Genomic DNA, 17,020 nt, shown 5'->3' on the forward strand with positions numbered 1-17,020 from the left:
GGGATATTCCTCTTATTGAGCGTATTTATGCGTAGGGAATATTCGCCATCTTTTTATATCTTTCCGGCAGGGCGCTGTTCAGGTTAAGTAATTTATCGAGAATATAAAGCGCAGGCGTCCCTTTTGCACGTTCAGCATCGATCAGCGCAGTGCGTAACAGATTGGCAGCCGAGGTCATGGCACGGAAATACTCCTCGGATTCACGCGTCTGAGCTTCGCCTGACGCGGCGTAATGCACCTTTGGCCACTGCGCAAAGTCAAGCAGCGGAAGGATCCCATCCTCTTTTGGTAAATGCGCTGAGAGCAACTCTTCGGCGTTGCCCGGATTGCTTTGGGCGAAAGAGAGGAGGTGCAGTCGGTGGATGAAAGGTGAAAGCGCTTCTGAGCTTTCTTTTTCTGTTGAAAGTAACGTTATCAACTCATGCACATTTGCTTGGGCGCTAAATTTATGAGGCGAGATAATGTTCATTACATGGAATAAAACATCGAGTGTCATAGGTGCTCCATACAGGCTTGGTATTATTTATTTTTTCTATCCCAGGGATGAATGGATGGTATTTCAGGGGCGTCACTTTTGAAAAACGATAAATAGTGGGAATCAATGTGAGTTTTACTCAACATAGGGTTTAATATCCTATGCGTTTCTTAGAGCCTGATGATTACCTTACAATGAGTGGTAAAACTTCTACGCAGAAAGAGTCTACAAAGCGAGCAAACATGAAATTCGAGAGTGCATCAGTTTTAGAAGAACTCCGGACCAAACTAAGACCCGCATCGGTCGTGCAGGTAGGTGGGTTCCGGCCGTCTGAAGATCCCATGACATCCTGGTTTCTAAAGGGCGTTTCTCTTGCAGATGAAGGATTACCCACCTGGAAGGGCAAGCCGATGTTTCCGCTTCTTCAGATTCGGGTCGACGAGCTTCCTGTTATTCCCGACCAGTTAAAGGGGATAGCCCTTCTGGTGTTATTCCACAATTTGGAACAACATCCCTTTGACGAACCGCACGGTGAAGGATGGTTAATCCGCGAGTATGCCACCCTTGAAGGGCTTCAGTTATTGCCTGAATTGGACACTCCGTATCGCGCGTTTCCTGTTCAATGGCTGAGTGTCATTGACGATGCACCTGGATGGGAAGATGCCTGGGACATTATTGATCTCTCTTGCCTAAATGATGATGAGCAGGCCTGTGATAGTTTTTTTGAGGACTTTAATCGCTACAGGGGAACCAAGGTCGGGGGATTTCCGGCTGAGATACAACACGGTGTGGGAATCGACGATTTTGTTTTTCAGGTTGGGTCGGAAGAAAAAGTAAACTGGATGTGGGCGGATAATGGTATCGGTTACTTTCACCGGTCATCAGAAGGGGAATGGCGATTTTCATGTCAGTTCTACTGATGATCCTCCTGCCGGGAGATATGAAAGCTTATCCATGCAGCGATTTGTTTCACAAATGCCATCGCCCATCAACCGTTCAGGATGGTATAACGTCTTGCGGCAATCGGGTTGCCGTCAGATGACCCCATTCACAAAGGTGTATATGAAACAAATTACTTTCAGTGACCTGCAGCAACAAAGCGAGCAGGCCGCAAATTCTCCTCGCTTACGCGCCCATCGCAATTTACACCCTGAGCTGAGCGACCCGGTGCAGCGCCTGGCCATCGCGATGGAACCCGGTACCTATGTTCGCCCCCATCGCCACCCGCACACGTTTGAACTGCTGACGGCGCTGAGCGGTCGCTTTCTGGTGTTGAATTTTGATGACAGCGGTAACGTGACCCAGCGCGTGGTGTTAGGTGAAGACTGCAAAGTGCTGGAGATGGATGCCGGTACCTGGCATGCCGTGCTGTCGCTGGATAAAGGCGGCGTTATTTTTGAGGTAAAACACGGTGGCTACCAGCCTGTTCCTGAGCACGATACCGCCTCATGGTCACCGGCTGAGAACGCACCCGGTAGCGCGGAGCTGATGAAATGGTACGCTCAGGCGCAGGTGGGTGACGGTGGTTTTTCCCTGTAATTGTGCACTCATGTCCCCGGCGCGCAAAGGCGCACCGGGGAAGAGAGAGACGAACCCGCCAGCTCAACTCGCCCTATTAAAATGCCAGTCGCGGGCAGTCGACAGCGTCACGAACGGACCTGCCAGGGTGCTGTTGTGATGGGCAATAATGTCGCTGGCGGATAAATAGTCATTATCCATTGTGGTATGCGCATCAGAAATCAATACCGTCCTGAAACCCAGCTCCGGTGCGGCCCGACAGGTCGTATCAACGCAAAATTCTGTTTTCATCCCGGCAATAACCAGCTGTTTGACACCTCGCTGATTAAGTTCTCGCAGCAATACCGTATCCCTAAAACAGCTGGGATAGCGCTTGGTGAAAACAACATCCTGCTCCTTCACGCCCAGCTCGGGTATCAGCTGTGTTAACGGGCCCTTCTCTGAGAGCGGGGAGTCGTCTGGTCCAATATGGCGGGCAAAAAAGATGGGCACCTGCGCGCGTCGCGCGTGGGTGATTAACAAACGGATATTTTCCAGAACGGCATCGGCGGAACAGGGGGAAACCGGGCCCCGGAAGAGGCCCTGCTGCATGTCGATAACCAGAAGTGCATTGTCAGACGAAACCATTTTATTTCTCCATTCAGAGGGTGGTGAACGGAGAGATATTTCCCCGTCCAGAGTGGCGGGGATTGAGGTTCTGTTTGTCAGTCGTTTGCTACAGATACACTCACGCCGCCGAAGGTTCCGGTGGTGGTGAGCGTGGTTGTTGGCTGAACTGACTGATACATGCAATGACCTTTGTTTATTTCGCTGTTAGCGTAACTATCGCGTACAGTTATAGCTCTGGTGAGAGATTCTCTTCAATACACCAACATCAGTAGGTGCAACGTTAGCGTTGCGCCGGGATGATATTATTGAATACTGCCGAGCCCTTTCAGGAATTCCTCAACCTGCTCAGGCGTCGCCGTATCTGCCTGGTAAAGGATATCGAGCTTAACGTTCTTCAACCCGCAGAAGCCAAATACGCCTTCGATAATCTGCGTCTGAATCGCCGTCGAATAGCCGTGTTTATCAAATCCGGTGAGATCGCTGCCGCCAGTGGCAATCAGGCGGACGGGAACATCCCGTAAGTTGCCCACAATCCGTCCGTTGTCGGCCACCTTATACGCCCAGTTCAGGGTTAATACGCGATCGAACCAGCCTTTCAACAGCGCGGGGACCGACCACCAGTACACGGGGAAGACAAACACCAGCATATCCGCTCGCTCGACGCGCTGCTGCTCGCGCAGAATATCGTCGGGAAGGGCTTTCGGATCGCCGTGATACAAATCAAGGTCGGCGCGAGACATGGCCGGATTAAACCCTTCAGCATGCAGATCGGCGATTTCAACCTGCGTACCTTGCTCGCGTAATTTTCCGGCAATATGGGTTGCCAGCGAATGGGATAATGAATTGTCGACAGGGTGAGCCGTCACGATCAGTGCGTTATTAATGGCTGGTATAGCAGACATAGCGACCTCAGAATGGGGGAGAAGTGATACCAATATTACTATTGGTAACTTAGGTGTCAATCCGCCCCCGACGATCATTTTGTGCTATTCGCGTAGGTCTCCAGCACGCCGGTCATGGCGCCGCTGAGCATATCTTCCGCAATATTTCGGGCGAGTACGCCGTTGCCCGCCGCGGTGCTGAGCGCGTCCGCCGCGCCAATGATGGCCGTCAGTACCGCTTCCCCCTGAACGCCTTTTAAGACGATAAAAGGGGAAAGCGCGGTACGCAGGCAGTCGGCACATTCGGCCACGCATGCCTCACGAAACGTCTGCAACGCGTGGGAACCGGACAGCGCAGCCGCGATTGGCCCGGTTTCAGGCCCGGCAGTAATGGCGCAGTCGATATAGGCGGCGCTGAAAAAGCGGATCGTCTTTTCCAGCGTTTTGCTGTCGACCGCCAGCGTCTCACGGAATTTCGCCAGCTGCCGATCGCTATAATCCTGGTACAGCGCCATCAGCAACCCTTCACGATCGCCAAAGTGGTCATAGGGGATAGGCTTGGTCACGTTGGCCCGCTCGGCCAGGTAGCCAAGCGTCAAGGCCTCCGTGCCTTGCTGGCGAACGATTCCGCGTGCAACCTCGAGCAGCTGCACGCGGCGGTCCTCTTTTCTTAAGCGCTTAACAACCATACTTTCCTCAAAACTGTTATCTACTCATGGTAGTTTACACGCTTTCTGCGGGGCGCTGCACGCGTTGTTCCACAGGGCGGATCCGGAACCATATCGCATACATCGCGGGCAGGAAGACGAGCGTGATGATCGTCCCGCCCAGCGTTCCGCCGATTAGCGTGTAAGCCAGCGTGCCCCAGAACACCGAATGCGTCAGGGGAATGAACGCCAGCACGGCTGCCATGGCGGTCAGCAGGACCGGGCGGGCGCGCTGGACCGTCGCTTCAACCACCGCATGGAACGGCTCGAGACCGTCCTTCTGGTTATGATCGATTTGACCGATCAGGATCAGCGTATTGCGCATTAGAATGCCGGAAAGAGCGATCAAACCGACCAGCGCGTTGATGCCAAACGGCTGATTGAAAATCAACAGTACAGGCACCACGCCAATCAGCCCCAGCGGAGCGGTTAAGAACACCATCACCATCGCTGAGATTGAGCGCACCTGCAAAATGATGATCAGCAGCGTCAGGGCAATCATGATCGGGAACAGCGGCAACATGGCCTGCGTGGCTTTGCCCGATTCCTCAATCGAACCCGCCATGTCGATACGGTATCCGGCCGGCAGCCCATTAACAATCGGCTGGAGCTGCTTCATGATGGCGACCGACACATCCGGTGGCTGAAGATTGTTAGCGATATCCCCCCGCACGGTTATCGTCGGGGTGCGATCGCGACGACGCAGGATCGGATCTTCCATACCAATCTCAATCTTGCCGATTTGAGACAGCGGAACGCGCTGTCCCGCATTGCCGACAAGGGTAAAGCCCTCGATTTTTGCCGGGTCAAGACGGATATCTCCCGCCGCGCGGCCAATCACCTCTACCGAGCGAATATCTTCCCGCACGGAGGTGACGGGCACACCTGACAGCAGGAACTGAAGCTGCTCGGCAACGGCACTGGAGGTTAAGCCGGTCGCCTGCAGGCGGTTTTGATCGAGGGTGAAATGCAATACGGGAACGCGTGACCCCCAGTCGGTGTTGACGGTTCTCATCATCGGGCTTGCCTGGAGCACGGCTTTCACCTTATCAGCGATGTCATGCACCTGTTCGACATCCGGACCCGTCACGCGCCAGGCAACCGGGAAGGGCGAGTACGGGCCAAACACCAGCTGGGTCACCCGCACGCGCGCTTCAGGCGCAAGGCCGTTGGCGACCGCTTCTCTCAGCCGGAGCTTGAGCGCCTCGCGTGACGTCTCGCTGTCCGTCAGGATCACGATTTTCGCAAAAGACGGATCGGGCAGTTCAGGCGCCATCGCCAGATAAAAGCGGGGCGAACCCTGACCAATATAGGCAGTAACAATTCTGGCTTCAGGCTGCTGGCCCAGCCACGCTTCTATTTTTGCCGTTGCGGCGCTGGTTTGCGCTATCGAGGTGCCGTAGGGCATCTGCACTTCAACCAGCACTTCCGGGCGATCGGAGGTCGGGAAAAATTGTTTTTTTACCAGCCCCATGCCGAGCACGGCCAGGATGAATATGGCGACCACAGCGCCGGCCACCCGCCATTTCCTGGCGATAACGCGGCCAAGCAGCTGGCGAAAACGGTTATAGCGAGGCGTGTTATAGATGGCGGCATGACCGCCTTCTACTTTGGGGATCGCCGGCAGGATCTTCACCCCAAGATAGGGCGTGAACACCACCGCGACAAACCACGATGCAATCAGGGCGAGGCCGACAATCCAGAACATATTGCTGGTGTATTCCCCGGCGGTCGACTGGGCAAAACCATTCGGCATAAAGCCAATGGCCGTCACCAGGGTTCCGGCCAGCATGGGCGCGGCGGTATGGCTCCAGGCGAAGGCCGAGGCTTTGATTCTGTCGTAACCTTCCTCCATTTTTACCACCATCATTTCGATAGCGATAATCGCATCGTCAACCAGCAGGCCGAGGGCGAGGATCAGGGAGCCCAATGTCACGCGGTCAAAGTTTATTCCCGCGGCTTCCATCACCACGAAGACGACCGCCAGCGTCAGCGGGACCGCCGCCGCAACCACCACCCCCACGCGCCAGCCCATGCTGACAAAACACACCACCATGACCACAAGCAGGGCGACGAAGAATTTAATCATGAACTCATCGACCGACGAGCGAATATTCACGGACTGGTCGGTAACTTTGGTCAGGGACATGCCAAGCGGCAGGCTATCATTGATTTTTGCCGTTTCCGCATCCAGCGCTTTACCCAGCGCCAGACCGTTCCAGCCTTCGCGCATCACGATGCCCAGCAGAAGGGCGGGTTCATGCTGATTACGTATCAGCATCGTCGGGGGATCTTCGTAGCCTCGCTCAACCGTTGCCACGTCGGACAGCTTGAGCGTTTTGCCCTGAGCAACAAAAGGCGTATCGCGGATTTTCTGCAGTTCATCGAACGCGCCGTCCAGGCGGATAAAAATTTGCGCGCCACGGGTCTCAATGGAACCCGCCGCGGTTAACGCGTTCTGGCTGTTGAGCGCATTGAAAATATCCTGGGGTGAGAGCCCTATCGTCGCCAGACGGTCATGGGAGAAGGAGATATAAATCCGCTCGGCCTGTTCGCCGATAATGTTCACTTTCTTCACGCCGGGAACGTGCAGAAGCTGCTGGCGCAGGCCTTCGGCATCACGTACCAGCTGTCGCTGCGGTTCGCCTTTCGCTTTCAGGGCAAATAGGGCAAAGGTGACATCCGAGAATTCGTCATTGATCATCGGGCCGATGACGCCCGCCGGAAGACGTTGAGTTTCATCTCCAAGCTTCTTACGCGCCTGATAGAACTCCTCCTGCACTTCGGCAGGCGGGGTCTTGTCCTGCAATGACAACGTGATAAACGCCATGCCGGGACGGGTATAGGTTTCGGTACGGTCATACCATTTGAGCTCCTGCAGGCGCTTTTCCAGCGGTTCGGCGACCTGATCCTGGATCTCCTGCGCGGTGGCGCCAGGCCAGACGGTTATCACCGTCATTTGCTTTACCGTGAAGGGCGGATCTTCCGCGCGTCCGAGCCCAAAGAAGGCGTAAATTCCGGCAATGGTGACCAGAACGATCAGAAACAGCGTGATGGAACGTTCGCGGACGGCCAGCGCTGACAGGTTGAAGCGGCTTCCGCTCATGGCGTGTTCTCCGTCAGGGCGGCATTGCGTTGTTTAGCAAGCCTGACGACCTCACCTTCGTGCAGAAGATGGGCGCCTAACGCAACAATTTTCTCACCGGGCTTCACGCCGCCCGTGACCTGCACCGCATCTTCACCCACGCTCAGTACCTTGACGGGCGTCCATGCGACTTTTGCCGGCTGGGCGGAAATACGCCAGACGCCGGGACCTTTTCCTGCATCATAGAGTGAAGCCAGCGGAACCTGCATGACCTGACCTTCCGCTTTATTGTCCTGAATGTTCAGCGTGACGGTCGCCCCCAGCGGCGCGTTTGCCAGCAGGCCATCCAGCACGTAGCGGGCTTCATACGTGCGGGTCGCGGCATCGGCAGAGTCAGACAGCAGGCGCAGCGTTGCGGTGACCGGGTTTTCTTCTTTTCCATAAAGGGTGGCCTGCGCCTCGCTGCCGACGGCAGGGCGCAGCGTTTCCGGAAGCTGCACGAGCGCTTCGCGTTGTCCCGCTCTGGCGAGCCTGATCACCACCTGTCCGGCACTGACGACCTGACCCGGCTCGGCGAGCGTCTCCATGACCACGCCGTCTGAATCCGCCAGCAGTACGGCATAGCCCGTGGCGTTTTGCGCCACGTTGGCCTGTGCCCGGGCGGCGCTGAGATCGGCCCTGGCCGTATCGGCCGCCGCTTTGATCTGGTCATATTCCGAGGCAGATACGGCGCCGGATGCCACAAGGCCGCGATAGCGCGCTTCATCGCTGGAGGCTTTTCGCGTGCGCGCCTGGGCAGCATCTACCGCGCGCTGCTGCGCCTGAGCCTGTAATTTCAGGTCAACGGGATCCAGGCGCAGTAAGGGCTGGCCCTGTTTGACGGTCTGCCCCGTATCAACCAGTCGCTCAAGGATTTTTCCCTGAACCCTGAAACCCAAATCGCTTTGCGTTCTTGCGACCACAACGCCCGTGAAGGCGCGGGCGGTATTGTTCGCAAGCTCGACGGAAGCGGATCTGACGAGCGGTGGCTTTGTGCGCGGATCGTCACTCGCGGAAATATCGCCGCATGCCACCAGGGCAAACGGCAGGAGACAAACGGCAACGCGGGCTGAAGTGAGCCTGAGCATGGGAAACCTTTTTGACGTAACAGGACGGTATCCGCATTCTCTGACTAGTGACCAGAAATGTCAATGGTCACAATTTAGGGGGCCAGGCTTCTTAAAATCAGTGAAGAGAGAAGCACCGCCGCGGTGGGGGCCATTTCGAGGTTGTACTGTAGCTGGATGGGATTGATAAAAGGACACATCACCATGTGGATAGCCTGTGTGACCTCGTCCAGCGGCGTTTTTCTCTCAAACTCTCCGGCCTGCCTGCCTTCGATAATGATGCTCTCAATTAGCTTCATCAGGCTTTCTGCATACCGTTCTGTCGACGGCCACTGCTCGCGTGCGGCGACGGCGGCAATGTCGTACAGCTTACGGTCGTGGAAAAACAGCTCGCTTCCCGCTTCGGTGAGCGCTTTGAAAAGACGGCGTAATTTTTCGCTTGCTGACGGCGCATCCTTGATGGCGGAAAGCACCGCCGCCATGATCAACTCCAGGCGGTTAGCGCAGATCACCTCGCCGATAGCCTGTTTGGAATCGAAAAACTTATAAATGTAGGACTTAGAAAAACCGATGGATTTAGCCAGCTCGGCGACGGTGGTTTTTTCATAGCCGTAGTGACCGAAGTGCTCAAAAGCGGCTTCGACGATTTGCTCTCTGACAGCGTGGTCAAGTGGACCACGTGCTGATGGGGGGTTCATATTTTTAGTCATTATTTAAGCTTAGCGTGACAGGCTACGATTAACAACGAGTGACCATTTCGTACTTTGGTTACCGTCATTCATCATGCGCCCTTCAGACGGGACGATCAACCAGGTGGGGTAAGTGTATCACTGTTTTTCGCGCACTATGGCATCTATCTGTCTGCGATAAGCGAGGATTTCAGCGCAACTCCCTTGCACTGAACAGAGCCGTTTTTGCTTAAGCCGAGCGTGGACGCAATATTTTTTCAACGATGAGCACCAGACGCTTTCGCGTCACGAACCGGTGTAGCTGCCCCAGAAGCCAGTTACCGCATCCGGTAATCAGGGTGCTACGGTTACTCTCCACGGCCTTTAGCGCCAGGGCGACCACCTTGTCTGCGGGCATTCTTTTACCTACCGAGGCTTCCTCCGCATTCACCACATCAAAAAAGGCCGTATCCGTTGCGCCGGGGCAAAGCGCCAGAACGCGGATGCCCTTTGAGCGATACTCACCCCACAGCGCATTCGAAAACGAGAGCAGGAAGGCTTTAGTTGCGCCATAAATCGCCATATAGGGATCCGGCTGCATCGCGGCCGTTGAGGCCACGTTAATAATCATCCCCGAGCCTTTCTGGAGCATTCCCGGCAGCATGGCGTGCGTCAGCTCCACAGGGGCCAGGCAGTTCACGTTTATCTCATCACGCTGCCTGTCGATAGAGAGCTTTTCGAATGGCCCATAGGTGGCGAACCCGGCGCAATTGATCAGAATGTCGGGGCAACGCCTTAAGGTTTCAAGCCGTTCCACAATGTGGGGAATGGCCTCCGGTTTCACTAAATCCTGCACAATAATCGTGATGGATACGCCATGCTTTCTGACTAACTTTGCGGCAAGCGCCTGCAGCTTTGGTTCGGAGCGGGCGATCAGGATCAAGGCCACGCCGCGGGCCGCGAGCTGCCTGGCAAAATCACGACCTATGCCCGAAGACGCTCCGGTAACCAGCGCTGTTTTTCCTGTATAATCAAAAGAATTCATATTTTTAATCCCGTTTCCCTAATGTATGCCGCACAGGATAAACCGTGCACTTAGGTACACGGTCAAGCGTGATTTTTACAAGGTGAGGGCGGCGCGATGCGAATTGGTGAACTGTGTGCGAAAACGGGATTATCGAAAGAGACGGTGCGTTACTATGAGCGGCAAGGGCTATTAGAGAATATCCCGCAACCTAATCGCAGCAATAACTACAAAGTCTATTCCGCCGTTGATTTACAGCGTTTAAACATGATCAAGCATGCCAAAATGCTGGGTTTTACCTTAGCCGAAATCTCAGAGGTTTTAGCTGTCTGGATTGACGACAAATTTACCGCTGAGCAAAAACAAGCGTCCCTGCGCCGCAAGCTGCAGCAGCTGGAAGAGAAAGAAGCGGCGTTAATTGAACTCAGAGCCAGGATAATCAATGCGATTAATAAGGTTGGTCAACCTTGTATCGACGAGTTTTGAGCGGAGGCCGCAAAACCGATGCGGCCTTATCTATCACGCAGCCAGTTCAGGCATCTGTTCCTTCACGAAATTCAACACCCTCTTCGCGTCCAGGGACGCATAGGGCAGGCTCTCAATAATGGCGATTGAACGCGTATTACCCACCGTCTCTTTTATCTCATCAAGTTTGTACTGAATGTGCGGTGCGACGAGGAAACCATCGAAAGCGGGAGCGACACTGGCGAAGTTATCCAGCCCAACAGCGCTAATCATCAGCGGATAGCCTTCACGTTCTGCCAGAGACTGCATCTTTTTGGCGAGAGAGTTTGCGGTATTACCAAACAAACAACATATCAGAAGCTTTTTCATGTTTTGTACCTCCTGAAAACCGCTCCCAGAGTAGTCCTGAGGTTGTCACCGAAATGCGCGCTATCTCTTATTTTGATGTTTTATTAATATGTCATGGCGGGGTCAGGCCATCTCTTTCCACTGATAAAATTTTTTCGAGGCAAGCGAGAGCATGTCCAAATCTTCCTTCGTATCGCCATAGGCATAGATGACGTTGTAGGAAGATAAATCATAATGATCAATGATCTTCGTTTTTTTTAAGCGGGCGCTGCAATCACCCTTTTTGTATTTTCCGGTTGCTTTTCCACCTGAAAATGCCACTTCACTGCATAAGAGTTCCAGACCATTCTGCTCGCACCACGGCTTAAGGTATAAATCAAGCGAGGCTGAGACCACTACCACCGTATCCCCTTGAGACTTATGCCAGCTGATTTTCTTCATGGCATCCTCCCGCAACAGGGCAGGAATTTCGGTTTTACTGTAGAAAAGCCCGGCCTTTTTTAATTCAGCTTCTGATTTGCCAGCTAACGCTATTCTTACCACTTTTTTTCGTAAAACCGACCCCGACAACGCACCGATTTTATAGGCGAGGATGTAGGGAAGAAGGCGCAGCTTTCCACGCCGTAGCGTTTTTTCATCAACAGAGCGATAAATAAACGGGGTGAAGGTGTCGGAAAACGTTATCGTTCCATCGAAGTCGAAAAAAGCAATATTTGTAGTCATAAGCCGTTAGGACGGGATAATGAGTTATATCGGGCGAGTGTATCACTGTTTATTGCGTTATTGTTTTTTTAGCCAGTCGAGAAAAAACTGGCTAAACGCCGTGACCTGAAGCGGCTGCAGCTTGCGCTGCGGGTAAACAAACTGCAGCCCGACATCTTTGCGATCGTACCGACTAAAACCGGTGAAGCTGTCGGCAAACAGTACCGTGAGTCTGCCTGTATCAACATCGTCTTTTACATCCCACCACGATTTCCCCGCGATGCCAGCCCCGCTGAGCGCCCACTGGCGAAGCAATGCTCCGTCGTCGCACACCATGGCAGGCTCTACGCGTACAATGCTTTCTTCGCCATTGGTTTCAAAGCGCCATTCGTTCATCACCACACCCTGAGACTCAAGTGCCAGGCACCGATGCTGAGCCAAATCTGCAAACGTGGCGGGGATGCCGCGTTCGTTAAGGTACCCCCCGGAGGCGACCAGTACCCGATGGTTCGGGCGGATGTTTCTGACGACAAGGCTGCTGTCCGGCAGGTTGCCGAAACGCACGCTCATATCCAGCCGGTTAGCGACCAGGTCCTCAACGTGTTCTTTTAACGAGATGAAAAATTTAACGTCAGGATGGCGTCGGGAGAATTCCACGACGGCGGGGCTAAGATACTGTCTGCCAAAGTCCGAGGGGGCAGAAAGGCGAATGTTGCCGCTGAGCACGCCTTCTTTTTGCGTCAGTAACGACTCGGCGTGATGCATCTCCTCCAGCACGCGAAGCGCGGCATGGTAAAACTCTTCCCCGGCGCGGGTCAGCGTGATGGACCGCGTTGAGCGGTGAAACAGACGGGTCTGGTAACGCTCCTCAATCGCCTTCAGCCTGGCCGTCATGGTGGCGGGGGAAAGCGACAGGCGTCGTCCTGCGGCAGAAAGACCGCCAGCCTCGGCCACTTCAACCAGTAATGCCATGTCTTCGAGTTTGCCCATTATTCATGTTTTCCGAAAAGTGCATCTGCTTTTAGCGTAATTATCAAAACAAGATGCCGTCTGTAAAGTGATTTCGTCCAAACCATAAGGGATGAAAACATGCAACGTACCTCACTTTTTGAACGCTACAGGCTGGGGCAGCAAGACCTGAAAAACCGTATCGTCATGGCGCCGATGACCCGCGCACGCTCCCTTCAACCGGGCAATATTCCCTCCCCGCTGATGGAAGAGTATTACCGGCAGCGGGCCGGCGCCGGATTAATCATCACGGAAGCCACGCAGATCTCGCCTCAGGGCCAGGGATACTCATGGACACCCGGCATCCATTCGCCGGAGCAGGTTTCAGGATGGCAGCTCACGACGGGTGCCGTGCATCAGGCGGGCGGGGTTATTTTCTCTCAGCTCTGGCACGTGGGGCGAATGTCGCACGCCCGTTTTCATCAGGATGGTCAGCCCGTTGCGCCGTCAGCACTGGCGCCGGACGCGCAGGTGTGGGTGGTGAATGAACAGGGGGAAGGCCAGATGGTTGACTGCCCGCAGCCGAGAACGCTCTCGCGCAAGGAGATTCACAGCATCGTTGCGGACTATCGTCAGGCGGCACTGAATGCCGTCCAGGCCGGGTTTGATGGCGTGGAGATCCACGGCGGAAACGGCTATCTGATCGACCAGTTTCTGCGTCAGACATCCAATAAACGCACGGATGAGTACGGCGGCACGCTGGCGAACCGGATCCGCTTTGCTCAGGAGGTGTTAAGCGCCATTGCTGAGGCCATTGGCCGCGAGCGTACGGGCATTCGCCTTTCCCCGTTTATTACCCAGCGCGGGATGAACGATCCGCAGGTGACGGAAGCCATACTCGCGCTCGCGGCCTGGTGTGAGCAAAAAGGCATTGCTTTCATCCACCTGGCGGAAGCCGATTGGGACGATGCGCCGCAGGTACCTGAACAGTTCCGTCGATCGCTTCGCGAGACGTTTAGCGGAACCCTTATCGTTGCGGGTAACTATGACCTTGAAAAAGCGGAAAAGATCCTTGCTGCCGGCTATGCCGATTTGATTGCCTTCGGACGACCGTTTATTGCCAACCCGGATTTACCGCACCGGCTGGCGCACCAGCTGCCTCTGGCCCAGGTGCGCGACCCCGCCACGCTGTTTGGCGGCACCGCGACGGGCTATACCGATTACCCCATTTACATCCTGCAGGAGGAAACGTTATGACCCGTAAAACCTTAATTATCGGCGGCGCGTCCGGCATCGGTTTCGCCGTGGGCAGCCTGCTTGCCGGGCGAGGCGAGGAAATTATTCTTGCGGGCCGCGACGGCGCGAAGCTGAACGCTGCGCGGCAACGGCTGAGCACCCACGCCGCCTCTGTTCACACCCTCGTGCTGGATATCAGCCGTGAGGCAGAGCTTGTCGCGCTCGGTGAAACGCTGGGTGAGGTCAATAATATCGTCGTTACCGCAGGTTCACAGGCTCCGGGAGGGCTTCTTTCCGGGCTTGATCTCCGCGCTGCAAGGCTGGCCTTTGATACAAAATTCTGGGGAAGCATCAATGTCGCCCGCTATCTCAGCGGGAACATCGCTCCCCGCGGTACGCTGACGTTCACCAGCGGGTTCGTGGCGCGTCGCACCGTGGCGGGCGCCATTGTTAAAACGACGATGAATGCCGCGATTGAGGCCGCGACAAAAGCGCTGGCGAAAGAGCTTTCACCGCTGCGCGTCAACGTCGTGAGTCCGGGGCTGACCGACACGGAAGCGTACGCGGGCATGGACTCCGCCGCGCGGGAAAAAATGCTCGCCGGTGCGGCAGAAACCCTGCCAGCCAAAGCCTGGGGAAGGGCGGAGGACATCGCGCAAGGGTATCTTTTCGCCATTGATAATCCCTTTGTCACGGGGTCGATCATTGATATTGAGGGCGGGGCGTTAATTAACTGACCCTCGCGGATTTGAACCGCAGGAAATCGACTGCGGGTAATGTAATACTCTATTGAGAAATATCATGAAATATACGACGTGTTTTCGTCCAGCTGTGGCGATGCTTATTCTTGCCGGTCTGTCCGGCACCGCATTTTCGGCGCAGCTGGAATGGCTTCCACCGAAACAGCTTATTGTTGATAAGAGCCTGCCCCAGGCGCAATTAAGGGCGAATGAAGCCGTTGCCAGAGAATATGCAACGTTCTGGAATACGGGAGAAGAGTCCCTGGCGCGTGATGCGCTGGCGGTGAATTTCATCGATAAAACGCCTCCGGAAGGTCGTAAGCAAGGTCCCGAAGGCGCTATTTTAGCCTCCCGTGCGTTTCGTACAGCCGTGCCTGATTTACGCTGCGACGTTGAGCAAATGATTATTTCAGGCAATCGCGTGGTCTCGCATTTACATTTTCACGGCACCTTCACCGGGACATTTGGCAAGCTGAAGGGAAAGGGGCAGAAAATAGATTTTATCGCCACGGATATTTATGAGATCGCTGACGGCAAGATTGCGGCTAACTGGCATATTGAGGACAACCTGACGCTGATGAAACAGCTGGGCGCATTGTAAATTCACCACTCCGGGACGGCCCGGAGTGATGCGAAAATCCTATAAGCCAAGATCGCTCAGCGAAGGGTGATCGTCCGGGCGTCTGCCCAGCGGCCAATGGAACAGCCGCTCGGATTCTTTTATCGGCATATCGTTTACGCAGGCAAAGCGTCGCTTCATCAACCCGTCCGGCTCAAACTCCCAGTTTTCATTGCCGTAAGAGCGGAACCAGTTGCCGGAATCATCATGCCATTCATAGGCATAGCGCACCGCGATGCGGTTATCCGTAAATGCCCAGAGCTCTTTAATCAGACGATAGTCCAGCTCTTTTTTCCATTTCCGCTCCAGAAACGCCCGGGCTTCTTCACGGTTAGTGGCGAACTCCGCGCGGTTGCGCCATTGGGTATCCAGCGTATAGGCCAGCGCGACCTTCGCCGGGTCGCGGCTGTTCCAGCCATCTTCTGCCAGTCTGACTTTTTCGATGGCGCTTTCACGCGTGAAGGGCGGTAAAGGAGGACGTGTGTTCATGGCGATTACCTCAGTGTTATATAATGTAGACAGGTCTGTCTACATGCGGTAATCTATGCCTGTAAAATAACGCTGTCAACATCCGTTTTGAGGCTACCCAAAAGTGAAAACAGAATCCGCAGGCAACGATACCAAAATCAGCGTCAGAGATAAGATATTACTTACGGCGCACGATCTGTTTTATTCTACAGGCTTCAGGGCGACGGGCGTGGATACGCTTATTAAAGAGGCTAAAGTGACGAAGGTGACGTTTTATCGCCATTTTCCGAGTAAAAGTTTACTTATTCTCGCCTATTTGCACTATCGGCATGAAATATGGATTGGCTGGTTTGAATCCACGCTGCGTCGACATCTTGATGAAGGTGAAATACCTTCTGATGCGATATCGGCAACGCTTTACGAATGGTTTATTTCGCCTGAGTTCCACGGCTGCGCATTTATTAATGCCAGCGCTGAGGCAAAATCGGAAGATATTGAAAGCGAAATAAAAGAGATATGCCGCGATCATAAAATCGAAACAAAGAATATTATTGCGTCGCTGACGAAGATCGCGGATGAGCGCGTCGTCAATGAAATCATGCTGCTCATTGACGGTGCCATTATTCATGCGCAAATGGGCATGGAGACGGATGATGTCATCACTCCGTTGAAGCGGGCATTAGCCGGGTTAACGGGATTTCCCCTTAACCCTCGTCGCGACGGCTGATAAACGTTTTAAGCATTTCTCCGGCACTAAGAATATGTCGCACGACTTCAGCTCGTGCATTCCCGGCATCCCGTTCCCTGCAGGCTGTAAGGATACCTGCATGGTCATCCTGAAAAACCGGTGTTGCTGAAAGGAGCTTTCGCTGAAGGTATTCATACCGCTCTATCTGATTGCGGGTATCATTAATCAGCCTCAGCAGGCGTTGGTTTTTGCACCCACTGTAGACAAGATCGTGGTACTCCCGGTTAAGTGTGCCCTGCATGTCAAATTCAGTCGTTCTGGCGAGAAGCGTATGCGTCAGTTCGGCCCTCGCCAGCGTATCAGAGCTCAGGTTTTTCACGCTTTGAAAGACGGCTTCCCCTTCCAGTAAGGCACGCAGGGAGTAAATCTCATCCAGATCATCAACAGAAAGCGTTCTGACAACAGCGCCGCGGTTCCTGAAAATTTCCACCAGCCCATCGCGTTCAAGCTGCCTGATTGCTTCTCTCATTGGGATTCGGCTGACAGAAAAATGACTGGCAAGATCCCTTTCAACAAGCCTCTCTCCATCACGCAGACGACCGCTGTTTATCATCTTTCTTAATTCACTGGCGAGCACGTCCGGGGTCGAAAGGGCGTTAAGTTGCATACTGTTTCTCCTGAAAAGATGGAATAATGGTATACCATCTGATAGCTTACGTCGAGACAGGTGATT

The 17,020-nt window shown here is 54.3% G+C and carries 20 protein-coding genes; 7 read left to right on the forward strand and 13 right to left on the reverse strand.

Annotated elements, in window-relative coordinates:
- Positions 1-25: 25 nt before the first annotated feature.
- Positions 26-496 carry a hypothetical protein gene (locus tag GXP72_RS10705; protein ID WP_024908022.1) on the reverse strand — a complete coding sequence of 157 codons (471 nt, stop codon included), beginning with the start codon at positions 494-496 and terminating at the stop codon, positions 26-28.
- Between the two features lie 173 nt (positions 497-669).
- Between GXP72_RS10705 and GXP72_RS10710 the strand changes: the two genes are divergently transcribed.
- Both GXP72_RS10710 and GXP72_RS10715 read left to right on the forward strand, forming a co-directional pair.
- Positions 670-1,395, forward strand: coding sequence for a DUF1963 domain-containing protein (locus GXP72_RS10710; protein WP_244319948.1), 726 nt, complete (start codon positions 670-672; stop codon positions 1,393-1,395).
- Positions 1,396-1,537: 142 nt separating this feature from the next.
- Positions 1,538-2,014: a WbuC family cupin fold metalloprotein gene (locus GXP72_RS10715; RefSeq protein WP_157189111.1), complete on the forward strand. Its 477-nt coding sequence runs from the start codon at positions 1,538-1,540 to the stop codon at positions 2,012-2,014.
- A gap of 63 nt (positions 2,015-2,077) precedes the next feature.
- Here GXP72_RS10715 and GXP72_RS10720 read toward each other — a convergent pair whose 3' ends face one another.
- The 7 genes from GXP72_RS10720 to GXP72_RS10750 all read right to left on the reverse strand — a co-directional run bounded on the left by GXP72_RS10720 (position 2,078) and on the right by GXP72_RS10750 (position 10,094).
- Positions 2,078-2,620, reverse strand: a complete 543-nt coding sequence (locus GXP72_RS10720) for a cysteine hydrolase family protein (protein WP_208763855.1) — start codon at positions 2,618-2,620, stop codon at positions 2,078-2,080.
- A gap of 284 nt (positions 2,621-2,904) precedes the next feature.
- Entirely contained in the window at positions 2,905-3,504 is a 600-nt protein-coding gene (locus GXP72_RS10725) for an NAD(P)H-dependent oxidoreductase (RefSeq protein ID WP_208763856.1), read from the reverse strand.
- 74 nt (positions 3,505-3,578) lie between these two features.
- Positions 3,579-4,172 (reverse strand): TetR/AcrR family transcriptional regulator, encoded by a 594-nt coding sequence (locus tag GXP72_RS10730; protein ID WP_024908017.1) that lies wholly within the window; start codon positions 4,170-4,172, stop codon positions 3,579-3,581.
- A 34-nt stretch (positions 4,173-4,206) separates the two neighbouring features.
- The gene (locus GXP72_RS10735; RefSeq protein ID WP_208763857.1) at positions 4,207-7,296 is read right to left on the reverse strand and encodes an efflux RND transporter permease subunit; all 3,090 of its coding nucleotides are present in this window, start codon (positions 7,294-7,296) and stop codon (positions 4,207-4,209) included.
- A complete protein-coding gene (locus tag GXP72_RS10740; RefSeq protein WP_208763858.1) occupies positions 7,293-8,402 on the reverse strand; it encodes an efflux RND transporter periplasmic adaptor subunit in 1,110 nt (369 codons plus the stop codon). The genes GXP72_RS10735 and GXP72_RS10740 overlap by 4 nt, the downstream gene beginning before the upstream one ends.
- A gap of 74 nt (positions 8,403-8,476) precedes the next feature.
- Positions 8,477-9,091: a TetR/AcrR family transcriptional regulator gene (locus GXP72_RS10745; protein ID WP_024908014.1), complete on the reverse strand. Its 615-nt coding sequence runs from the start codon at positions 9,089-9,091 to the stop codon at positions 8,477-8,479.
- 208 nt (positions 9,092-9,299) lie between these two features.
- Positions 9,300-10,094 carry an SDR family oxidoreductase gene (locus tag GXP72_RS10750; protein ID WP_208763859.1) on the reverse strand — a complete coding sequence of 265 codons (795 nt, stop codon included), beginning with the start codon at positions 10,092-10,094 and terminating at the stop codon, positions 9,300-9,302.
- A gap of 96 nt (positions 10,095-10,190) precedes the next feature.
- On the opposite strand from GXP72_RS10750, the gene GXP72_RS10755 reads away from it, so the two are divergent.
- The gene (locus GXP72_RS10755; protein WP_024908012.1) at positions 10,191-10,559 is read left to right on the forward strand and encodes a MerR family transcriptional regulator; all 369 of its coding nucleotides are present in this window, start codon (positions 10,191-10,193) and stop codon (positions 10,557-10,559) included.
- Between the two features lie 33 nt (positions 10,560-10,592).
- On the opposite strand, the gene GXP72_RS10760 is transcribed toward GXP72_RS10755, so the two are convergent.
- The 3 genes from GXP72_RS10760 to GXP72_RS10770 all read right to left on the reverse strand — a co-directional run bounded on the left by GXP72_RS10760 (position 10,593) and on the right by GXP72_RS10770 (position 12,578).
- A complete protein-coding gene (locus tag GXP72_RS10760) occupies positions 10,593-10,907 on the reverse strand; it encodes a PTS cellobiose transporter subunit IIB (protein ID WP_024908011.1) in 315 nt (104 codons plus the stop codon).
- Between the two features lie 102 nt (positions 10,908-11,009).
- Positions 11,010-11,609 carry an HAD-IB family phosphatase gene (locus GXP72_RS10765; protein WP_032647022.1) on the reverse strand — a complete coding sequence of 200 codons (600 nt, stop codon included), beginning with the start codon at positions 11,607-11,609 and terminating at the stop codon, positions 11,010-11,012.
- A gap of 57 nt (positions 11,610-11,666) precedes the next feature.
- Entirely contained in the window at positions 11,667-12,578 is a 912-nt protein-coding gene (locus GXP72_RS10770; RefSeq protein ID WP_090417070.1) for a LysR family transcriptional regulator, read from the reverse strand.
- A gap of 99 nt (positions 12,579-12,677) precedes the next feature.
- Here GXP72_RS10770 and GXP72_RS10775 point away from each other — a divergent pair, with 99 nt between their 5' ends.
- From GXP72_RS10775 to GXP72_RS10785, 3 genes are all read left to right on the forward strand, one after another.
- Positions 12,678-13,793 (forward strand): alkene reductase, encoded by a 1,116-nt coding sequence (locus GXP72_RS10775; RefSeq protein ID WP_090417068.1) that lies wholly within the window; start codon positions 12,678-12,680, stop codon positions 13,791-13,793.
- A complete protein-coding gene (locus tag GXP72_RS10780) occupies positions 13,790-14,509 on the forward strand; it encodes an SDR family oxidoreductase (RefSeq protein ID WP_090417067.1) in 720 nt (239 codons plus the stop codon). The genes GXP72_RS10775 and GXP72_RS10780 overlap by 4 nt, the downstream gene beginning before the upstream one ends.
- Before the next feature lie 64 nt (positions 14,510-14,573).
- Positions 14,574-15,113, forward strand: coding sequence for an ester cyclase (locus GXP72_RS10785; protein ID WP_032647031.1), 540 nt, complete (start codon positions 14,574-14,576; stop codon positions 15,111-15,113).
- Between the two features lie 39 nt (positions 15,114-15,152).
- On the opposite strand, the gene GXP72_RS10790 is transcribed toward GXP72_RS10785, so the two are convergent.
- Positions 15,153-15,620, reverse strand: a complete 468-nt coding sequence (locus tag GXP72_RS10790) for a nuclear transport factor 2 family protein (RefSeq protein ID WP_032645324.1) — start codon at positions 15,618-15,620, stop codon at positions 15,153-15,155.
- A gap of 103 nt (positions 15,621-15,723) precedes the next feature.
- Here GXP72_RS10790 and GXP72_RS10795 point away from each other — a divergent pair, with 103 nt between their 5' ends.
- The gene (locus GXP72_RS10795; RefSeq protein ID WP_208763860.1) at positions 15,724-16,326 is read left to right on the forward strand and encodes a TetR/AcrR family transcriptional regulator; all 603 of its coding nucleotides are present in this window, start codon (positions 15,724-15,726) and stop codon (positions 16,324-16,326) included.
- On the opposite strand, the gene GXP72_RS10800 is transcribed toward GXP72_RS10795, so the two are convergent.
- Positions 16,304-16,954: a GntR family transcriptional regulator gene (locus tag GXP72_RS10800; RefSeq protein ID WP_208763861.1), complete on the reverse strand. Its 651-nt coding sequence runs from the start codon at positions 16,952-16,954 to the stop codon at positions 16,304-16,306. The two genes, GXP72_RS10795 and GXP72_RS10800, sit on opposite strands and share 23 nt — an antisense overlap.
- Positions 16,955-17,020: the final 66 nt, after the last annotated feature.

The organism is Enterobacter sp. SES19 (assembly GCF_011765665.1).
In the GTDB taxonomy this organism is placed as follows: Bacteria; Pseudomonadota; Gammaproteobacteria; order Enterobacterales; family Enterobacteriaceae; genus Enterobacter; species Enterobacter pseudoroggenkampii.

Bases quoted from the DNA above. Each gene is read 5' to 3' on its own strand.
- GXP72_RS10705 (WP_024908022.1), bottom strand. From the start codon at position 496: ATGACACTCGATGTTTTATTCCATGTAATGAACATTATCTCGCCTCAT.
- GXP72_RS10710 (WP_244319948.1), top strand. From the start codon at position 670: ATGAGTGGTAAAACTTCTACGCAGAAAGAGTCTACAAAGCGAGCAAAC.
- GXP72_RS10715 (WP_157189111.1), top strand. From the start codon at position 1,538: ATGAAACAAATTACTTTCAGTGACCTGCAGCAACAAAGCGAGCAGGCC.
- GXP72_RS10720 (WP_208763855.1), bottom strand. From the start codon at position 2,620: ATGGTTTCGTCTGACAATGCACTTCTGGTTATCGACATGCAGCAGGGC.
- GXP72_RS10725 (WP_208763856.1), bottom strand. From the start codon at position 3,504: ATGTCTGCTATACCAGCCATTAATAACGCACTGATCGTGACGGCTCAC.
- GXP72_RS10730 (WP_024908017.1), bottom strand. From the start codon at position 4,172: ATGGTTGTTAAGCGCTTAAGAAAAGAGGACCGCCGCGTGCAGCTGCTC.
- GXP72_RS10735 (WP_208763857.1), bottom strand. From the start codon at position 7,296: ATGAGCGGAAGCCGCTTCAACCTGTCAGCGCTGGCCGTCCGCGAACGT.
- GXP72_RS10740 (WP_208763858.1), bottom strand. From the start codon at position 8,402: ATGCTCAGGCTCACTTCAGCCCGCGTTGCCGTTTGTCTCCTGCCGTTT.
- GXP72_RS10745 (WP_024908014.1), bottom strand. From the start codon at position 9,091: ATGACTAAAAATATGAACCCCCCATCAGCACGTGGTCCACTTGACCAC.
- GXP72_RS10750 (WP_208763859.1), bottom strand. From the start codon at position 10,094: ATGAATTCTTTTGATTATACAGGAAAAACAGCGCTGGTTACCGGAGCG.
- GXP72_RS10755 (WP_024908012.1), top strand. From the start codon at position 10,191: ATGCGAATTGGTGAACTGTGTGCGAAAACGGGATTATCGAAAGAGACG.
- GXP72_RS10760 (WP_024908011.1), bottom strand. From the start codon at position 10,907: ATGAAAAAGCTTCTGATATGTTGTTTGTTTGGTAATACCGCAAACTCT.
- GXP72_RS10765 (WP_032647022.1), bottom strand. From the start codon at position 11,609: ATGACTACAAATATTGCTTTTTTCGACTTCGATGGAACGATAACGTTT.
- GXP72_RS10770 (WP_090417070.1), bottom strand. From the start codon at position 12,578: ATGGGCAAACTCGAAGACATGGCATTACTGGTTGAAGTGGCCGAGGCT.
- GXP72_RS10775 (WP_090417068.1), top strand. From the start codon at position 12,678: ATGCAACGTACCTCACTTTTTGAACGCTACAGGCTGGGGCAGCAAGAC.
- GXP72_RS10780 (WP_090417067.1), top strand. From the start codon at position 13,790: ATGACCCGTAAAACCTTAATTATCGGCGGCGCGTCCGGCATCGGTTTC.
- GXP72_RS10785 (WP_032647031.1), top strand. From the start codon at position 14,574: ATGAAATATACGACGTGTTTTCGTCCAGCTGTGGCGATGCTTATTCTT.
- GXP72_RS10790 (WP_032645324.1), bottom strand. From the start codon at position 15,620: ATGAACACACGTCCTCCTTTACCGCCCTTCACGCGTGAAAGCGCCATC.
- GXP72_RS10800 (WP_208763861.1), bottom strand. From the start codon at position 16,954: ATGCAACTTAACGCCCTTTCGACCCCGGACGTGCTCGCCAGTGAATTA.